Origin of the sequence: Myxococcus sp. AB025B (assembly GCF_006518215.1) — a bacterium.
Classification (GTDB): domain Bacteria; phylum Myxococcota; class Myxococcia; order Myxococcales; family Myxococcaceae; genus Myxococcus; species Myxococcus fulvus.
Genome location: NZ_SRLW01000121.1, coordinates 21,998 through 27,997, shown reverse-complemented (window position 1 = coordinate 27,997; position 6,000 = coordinate 21,998). Strand labels below are relative to the sequence as shown.

At 64.7% G+C, this 6,000-nt stretch carries 12 protein-coding genes and 1 pseudogene; all 13 read left to right on the top strand.

Going from position 1 to position 6,000, the window contains the following annotated elements:
* Window positions 1-137 (top strand): annotated as a pseudogene (gene tuf / locus FL311_RS21085) (elongation factor Tu); the annotation flags it as partial.
* 202 nt (window positions 138-339) lie between these two features.
* The gene (gene rpsJ / locus FL311_RS21080; RefSeq protein ID WP_002633608.1) at window positions 340-648 is read left to right on the top strand and encodes a 30S ribosomal protein S10; all 309 of its coding nucleotides are present in this window, start codon (window positions 340-342) and stop codon (window positions 646-648) included.
* A gap of 53 nt (window positions 649-701) precedes the next feature.
* On the top strand, window positions 702-1,325 hold the full coding sequence (rplD, locus tag FL311_RS21075) for a 50S ribosomal protein L4 (protein ID WP_046714303.1): 624 nt from the start codon (window positions 702-704) through the stop codon (window positions 1,323-1,325).
* Window positions 1,322-1,615 (top strand): 50S ribosomal protein L23, encoded by a 294-nt coding sequence (locus FL311_RS21070; protein ID WP_141327458.1) that lies wholly within the window; start codon window positions 1,322-1,324, stop codon window positions 1,613-1,615. The genes rplD and FL311_RS21070 overlap by 4 nt, the downstream gene beginning before the upstream one ends.
* A gap of 35 nt (window positions 1,616-1,650) precedes the next feature.
* On the top strand, window positions 1,651-2,496 hold the full coding sequence (gene rplB, locus FL311_RS21065) for a 50S ribosomal protein L2 (protein ID WP_141327457.1): 846 nt from the start codon (window positions 1,651-1,653) through the stop codon (window positions 2,494-2,496).
* 15 nt (window positions 2,497-2,511) lie between these two features.
* Window positions 2,512-2,799 (top strand): 30S ribosomal protein S19, encoded by a 288-nt coding sequence (gene rpsS, locus FL311_RS21060; protein WP_046714300.1) that lies wholly within the window; start codon window positions 2,512-2,514, stop codon window positions 2,797-2,799.
* A 35-nt stretch (window positions 2,800-2,834) separates the two neighbouring features.
* Entirely contained in the window at window positions 2,835-3,179 is a 345-nt protein-coding gene (rplV, locus tag FL311_RS21055) for a 50S ribosomal protein L22 (RefSeq protein WP_141327456.1), read from the top strand.
* 40 nt (window positions 3,180-3,219) lie between these two features.
* On the top strand, window positions 3,220-3,882 hold the full coding sequence (rpsC, locus tag FL311_RS21050; RefSeq protein WP_002633602.1) for a 30S ribosomal protein S3: 663 nt from the start codon (window positions 3,220-3,222) through the stop codon (window positions 3,880-3,882).
* Window positions 3,883-3,948: 66 nt separating this feature from the next.
* The gene (rplP, locus tag FL311_RS21045) at window positions 3,949-4,368 is read left to right on the top strand and encodes a 50S ribosomal protein L16 (RefSeq protein WP_046714299.1); all 420 of its coding nucleotides are present in this window, start codon (window positions 3,949-3,951) and stop codon (window positions 4,366-4,368) included.
* A gap of 43 nt (window positions 4,369-4,411) precedes the next feature.
* Window positions 4,412-4,627, top strand: a complete 216-nt coding sequence (rpmC, locus tag FL311_RS21040; RefSeq protein ID WP_194869292.1) for a 50S ribosomal protein L29 — start codon at window positions 4,412-4,414, stop codon at window positions 4,625-4,627.
* A 93-nt stretch (window positions 4,628-4,720) separates the two neighbouring features.
* Window positions 4,721-5,047, top strand: coding sequence for a 30S ribosomal protein S17 (gene rpsQ / locus FL311_RS21035; protein ID WP_194869291.1), 327 nt, complete (start codon window positions 4,721-4,723; stop codon window positions 5,045-5,047).
* Window positions 5,048-5,113: 66 nt separating this feature from the next.
* The gene (gene rplN / locus FL311_RS21030) at window positions 5,114-5,482 is read left to right on the top strand and encodes a 50S ribosomal protein L14 (protein ID WP_046714296.1); all 369 of its coding nucleotides are present in this window, start codon (window positions 5,114-5,116) and stop codon (window positions 5,480-5,482) included.
* Window positions 5,483-5,531: 49 nt separating this feature from the next.
* Complete coding sequence (rplX, locus tag FL311_RS21025) at window positions 5,532-5,861, top strand: 50S ribosomal protein L24 (protein ID WP_141327454.1); 330 nt, start codon at window positions 5,532-5,534, stop codon at window positions 5,859-5,861.
* Window positions 5,862-6,000 lie beyond the last annotated feature (139 nt).

Genomic DNA, 6,000 nt, shown 5'->3' with positions numbered 1-6,000 from the left:
TGGTGATGCCGGGCGACAACATCGCGATCGAGGTGGAGCTCATCACCCCTGTCGCGATGGAGAAGGAGCTGCGCTTCGCCGTTCGCGAGGGTGGCCGCACGGTGGGCGCCGGCGTCGTGGCGGAAGTGATCGAGTAGCAGACCTCCTACCGGCTCTCTGGAGCGCCCTTCCGGGGGAATTTCCAGGGAGCCGGAGGAAATCCAGTTGCATACACTGGGGCGGGATGGTAATCACCGCGCCCCTTCGTTCTGAAGAAACGGCTCTGTGACAACCAGGGGACGTCGGTCGTAGCGCCTTCCGGGGCGTTGGCACAAAGTTCGTTCTAAGAGGTTCTTGCGAATGGCGACACAGAAGATCCGCATCCGGCTGAAGGCATACGACTCGAAGCTCCTGGACCAGAGCGCGGGTGAGATCGTCGAGACGGCTAAGCGCACTGGCGCGAAGGTGGCCGGTCCGATCCCCCTTCCTACGCGCATCAACAAGTTCACCGTGCTACGTTCCCCGCACGTGGACAAGAAGAGCCGCGAGCAGTTCGAGATCCGCACCCACAAGCGCCTGCTCGATATTCTCGAGCCTACGCAGCAGACGCTGGATGCGCTCATGAAGCTGGATCTGTCGGCCGGCGTTGACGTCGAGATCAAGTCCTAGGAAGCGGGTGGGCGTCTGAGTGGTTTCACTCCGACCCCCGCGAGGAAAGTGCCATGGCGAAGTTTGACGTTGTCGACCTGGATTTGAAGAAGGTGTCGGAGATCGAGCTCTCCGACGACATCTTCGGCGCTGAGCCGAACACGCACCTCTTTTACGAGGTCGCGAAGATGCAGCAGATCAACCGGCGTCGCGGCACGGTGGGGGTGAAGAACACCTCGCTGGTCAGCGGCGGCGGCAAGAAGCCCTGGAAGCAGAAGGGCACCGGTCGCGCCCGCCAGGGTTCCATCCGCGCTTCCCACTGGGTGGGCGGCGGCAAGGCGATGGCTCCCAAGGCTCGCGACTACTTCTACCGCCCGCCCCGCAAGGTGCGCCGCGGTGCGCTCAAGTCCGCGCTGTCCCTGCGCGCCAAGGAGAAGACGCTCATCATCCTGAGCGGGTTCTCCCTGGACGCCCCCAAGAGCAAGCAGGCCTTCGAGGTGCTGACCAAGCGCCTGAAGCTGCAGAACGCCCTGGTGGTGGACGAGAAGGGCAACACCAACCTGCACCGCAGCGTGCGGAACCTGGCCAAGTTCGACGTGCTTCCTCCCGAGGGTGTCAACCTCGAGATGGTGCTGAAGCACTCGCACCTGGTCCTGACCTCCGCGGCCGCGAAGACCCTCGAGGGGGCGCTGTCATGAAGATCCACGACGTCATCAAGGGCCCGCTCATCACGGAGAAGCTGGACAAGGCCCGTGAGAAGCTGCGTCAGTACTCGTTCATCGTCGACCTCAAGGCCACCAAGCACGACGTGGCCAACGCGGTGTCGACGCTGTTTAAGGTCACCGTCGAGGACGTGAACACCAACATCGTCCGCGGCAAGATCAAGCGCGTGGGTCGGAGCATCGGCAAGCGGCCCAACTTCAAGAAGGCGGTCGTCACCCTCAAGGAAGGCGACTCGATCGAACTCTTCGAGGGAGGGGCGGCCTGACGCTACGGCGTTGAGGTCAGCCTGAGGAACACACCATGGGCATCAAGAAGTACAAGCCGACAAGCGCCGCCCGCCGTCTGATGACGGTGTCCGATTTCGCGGACATCACCAAGGACGCGCCCGAGAAGAAGCTGACCGAGCCGCTGAAGCGCTCGGGCGGCCGCAACGTTCATGGCCACATCACCCGCCGCCACCAGGGTGGTGGTCACAAGCGCCGCTACCGCGTCATCGACTTCAAGCGTCGTGACAAGGACGGCGTGCCGGCCAAGGTCACCGCGGTGGAGTACGACCCGAACCGCACCGCCAACATCGCCCTGCTGACGTACGCGGACGGTGAGAAGCGCTACATCCTGGCCCCCGTGGGTCTGAATGTGGGCGACACCCTGTTCGCTGGCGAGAACGCGGACATCCGTCCGGGCAACTCCCTGCCGCTGCAGAACATCCCGGTGGGTACGGTCATCCACAACGTGGAGCTGAAGCCGGGCCGTGGCGCCCAGGTCATCCGCTCCGCCGGAACGTCCGGACAGCTGATGGCGAAGGAGGGCCGCTACGCGCAGGTGCGCATGCCTTCTGGAACCGTCCGGAAGGTCCTCATCGAGTGCCGCGCCACCGTGGGCCAGGTGGGCAACATCGAGCACGAGATCATCCGCGTCGGCAAGGCGGGTAAGAGCCGGTGGCTGGGCATCCGCCCGACGGTTCGTGGTCTCGCGATGAACCCCGTGGACCACCCGCACGGTGGTGGTGAGGGTAAGTCCGGTCAGGGTAACCCGCACCCGGTGTCGCCGTGGGGCAAGAAGACCAAGGGTCTCACCACGCGCACCAACAAGCGTACTGACAAGTTCATCGTGAGCGGCCGCCGCCAGGGCGCGCGCAGCCAGTAAGAGGATTCGCAAGCCATGGCTCGTTCGATCAAGAAGGGTCCGTTCGTCGACGACTTCCTCGTCAAGAAGATCGAGGACATGATCAAGACGAACAAGAAGACTGTCGTGAAGACGTGGTCCCGCCGCTCCACCATTCTGCCGGAGTTCGTGGGTCACACCTTCGCGGTGCACAACGGGAAGAAGTTCATCCCGGTGTTCGTCACGGAGAACATGGTGGGCCACAAGCTCGGCGAGTTCGCCCCGACGCGTACGTTCGGTGGTCACTCGGCGGAGAAGAAGGTCGCCAAGGCCCCGGGCAAGTAGCCTGGCGCATTGCCTGAGAGCCTGAGGAGATGACCATGGAGTCGACTGCACATCTGCGTTTCCTGCGCATGAGCCCCCGCAAGCTGTCCACCGTTGCGGCGCTCGTCCGGGGCAAGCCCGTCGAGGCGGCCCTCAACATCCTGAAGTTCACCCCGCGCGCCGCGGCCCTGCCGGTGGAGAAGCTCATCAAGAGCGCCGTGGCCAACGCGACCGACAAGTCCAAGGGACAGGTCGACGTGGACACGCTCTACGTCAAGACCATCTCGGTGGACCAGGGTCCCACCCAGCGCCGGTTCATGCCGCGCGCCATGGGCCGGGCCACCCCCATCAAGAAGAAGACCGCCCACGTCCACGTGGTGCTGGCCGAGGCCAAGAAGTAGGACCCGTCGGGCCCTGCCCGGACGTTCAAGGAGATTCACGTTGGGACAGAAAGTTCATCCGATCGGGTTCCGGCTTGGCGTCATCAAGACCTGGGACTCCAAGTGGTTCGAGCACAAGAACTACGCGCAGTGGCTCCATGAAGACATCCGCATCCGCGAGTTCGTGAAGAAGTCGCTGAACCACGCGGGCGTGTCCAAGGTGGAGATCGAGCGCGCCGCCAACAAGGTGAAGGTCAACGTCCACACCGCGCGTCCGGGCATCGTCATCGGCAAGCGCGGCGCGGGCATCGAGACGGTGAAGAAGGACCTCCAGCAGTTCACGAAGAACGAGGTCTTCCTCAACATCGTCGAGGTCCGCAAGGCGGAGACCGACGCGCAGCTGGTGGCGGAGAACATCGCCACGCAGCTCGAGCGCCGCATCGCCTTCCGCCGCGCCATGAAGAAGGCGCTGCAGACGGCCATGAAGTTCGGGGCGAAGGGCATCCGCGTGGCCTGCTCGGGCCGCCTGGGTGGCGCCGAGATGGCGCGCTACGAGTGGTACCGCGAGGGCCGCGTGCCCCTACACACCCTCCGCGCGGACATCGACTACGGCTTCGCCGAGGCCAAGACGACCTACGGCAAGATCGGCTGCAAGGTCTGGGTCTGCAAGGGCGAGGTTCTCCCGGGCAAGGGCGGCCAGGCCCCCATGCCCTCCAACCGGTAATTGCCCTCCCGCGCCGGGTGTCTCCGCGAGGAGGCGCCCGGGGCAGGGTAGGGAAGGACAGCGACGATGCTTCAGCCTGCACGTACGAAGTACCGCAAGATGCACAAGGGCCGCATGCCGGGCGCCGCTCACCGTGGCAGCGACCTGACCTACGGCGAGTTCGGTCTGATGAGCCTTCAGCCGGGCTGGATCACCTCCCGGCAGATCGAGGCGGCCCGTATCGCGATGACCCGCCACGTGAAGCGCGGCGGCAAGATCTGGATCCGAATCTTCCCGGACAAGCCCATCACCAAGAAGCCCGCTGAGACCCGAATGGGTACCGGTAAGGGTGGCGTGGAGTACTACGTCGCGGTGGTGAAGCCCGGCCGTATCCTCTACGAGATGGAGGGCATGACGACCGAGGTGGCCACCGGGGCGCTGAAGCTGGCGCAGGCGAAGCTGCCCGTGCTCACGAAGATCGTGAAGCGCGCGGACCTGAGCCTCTAGGCACCGCGGCGGGAGCCGTCCTCTGGGTGGCTCCCGCACGCATGTGGAGATTGCAATGGCGACTGCGAAGGAACTGAGGGAGCTGTCGGCGGACGACCTGCAGCGGCGGGCGATGGAACTGCGCGAGACGCTGTTCCAGGACCAGCTCAAGCGGCGGACCGGCTCGCTGGACAACCCGGCGGAGCGGACCCAGCACCGGCGTGACCTGGCCCGTATCCTGGCCGTGCTGACCGAGAAGAAGAAGGCGGCGAAGGCGTAACGCCTTCACCCGCGAATCCTCCAAGCGCGCTCGCCACGGGGCGGGTGCGCAAGGCCATCCGGGACGTGAGAGCGCCCGGGTGCATGAGAGACAGTGAGAGAGAAGATGGCTGAGACGACCGAAGCGCCCAAGGCAGAGACCTCCACCCGCGGCCGTCCCAAGACGCGCGTGGGAATCGTCACCTCCAACAAGATGCAGAAGACGGTGGTGGTCACCGTCCAGCGCCGGGCTCCCCACCCGAAGTACGGGAAGATCATGAGCCTGCGCGAGAAGTACAAGGCCCACGTGGAGGACCACGACTACCCGAAGAAGGTCACCATCAACGAGGGTGACCGGGTCCGGATCGCCGAGACCAAGCCCGCTTCGAAGGACAAGCGTTGGCGCGTGGTCGAGGTGCTGGAGAAGAGCAAGAACGTCTAGCACGCACCTCCACAGGCGCGGCCGAGAGGCTGCGCGGTGGAGACACCGGCGATAGGAGATTCCCAGATGATTCAGATGACGAGCGTGCTCGACGTGGCGGACAACTCGGGCGCGAAGAAGGTGTTCTGCATCAAGGTGCTCGGCGGTTCGAAGCGCAAGTACGCGTCCATCGGCGACGTCATCGTCGTGTCGATCCGCGAGGCGCTGCCCAACTCGAAGGTGAAGAAGGGTGACGTGGCCAAGGCCGTCATCGTCCGCACCAAGCGCGAGGTGGGTCGTCCCGACGGCAGCTTCATCAAGTTCGACGGCAACTCCGCGGTCCTCATCAACAAGGACATGGAGCCCATTGGTACGCGTATCTTCGGGCCGGTGGCCCGTGAGCTCCGCGCCCGCAAGTTCATGAAGATCATCTCGCTGGCGCCCGAAGTCCTCTGAAGAGGACCCACCAGGCCGGACGGCGAGCAGCCAGAGAGACGAGGAAGCCATGCAGAAGATGAAGGTGGGAGACACGGTCCAGGTCATGGCCGGGGCCGAGGCCTCCGAGAAGACCCCTGCGACGAAGCGCGGCAAGGTGCTGAAGATCGATCAGGAGGCCGGCCGGGTGACTGTGGAGGGCCTGCGCCTGGTCAAGCGGCACCTGAAGAAGACGCCGCAGAACCCCGAGGGCGGCATTGTCGAGAAGCCCGGCACCATCGCCCTGGCGAACGTCCAGGTCGTTTGCGTGAAGTGCGACAAGCCGACCCGCGTGGGCATCAAGACGGACGGTGAGAAGCGCCAGCGGTTCTGCAAGAACTGCGACGCGCTGATTGACTAGGAGTCCCTGTTGGGGCATGTATGCGCGCCCTTCTGTCCGCCCTGGTAGGCGGGTAGGGGGGCGTGCAGGCAACGAGGGCCTGGGTAGTCGACGGGGCCCTCGCGGTGTTTTCAGTTTCCAGGTGAAGGACTGATCGGAC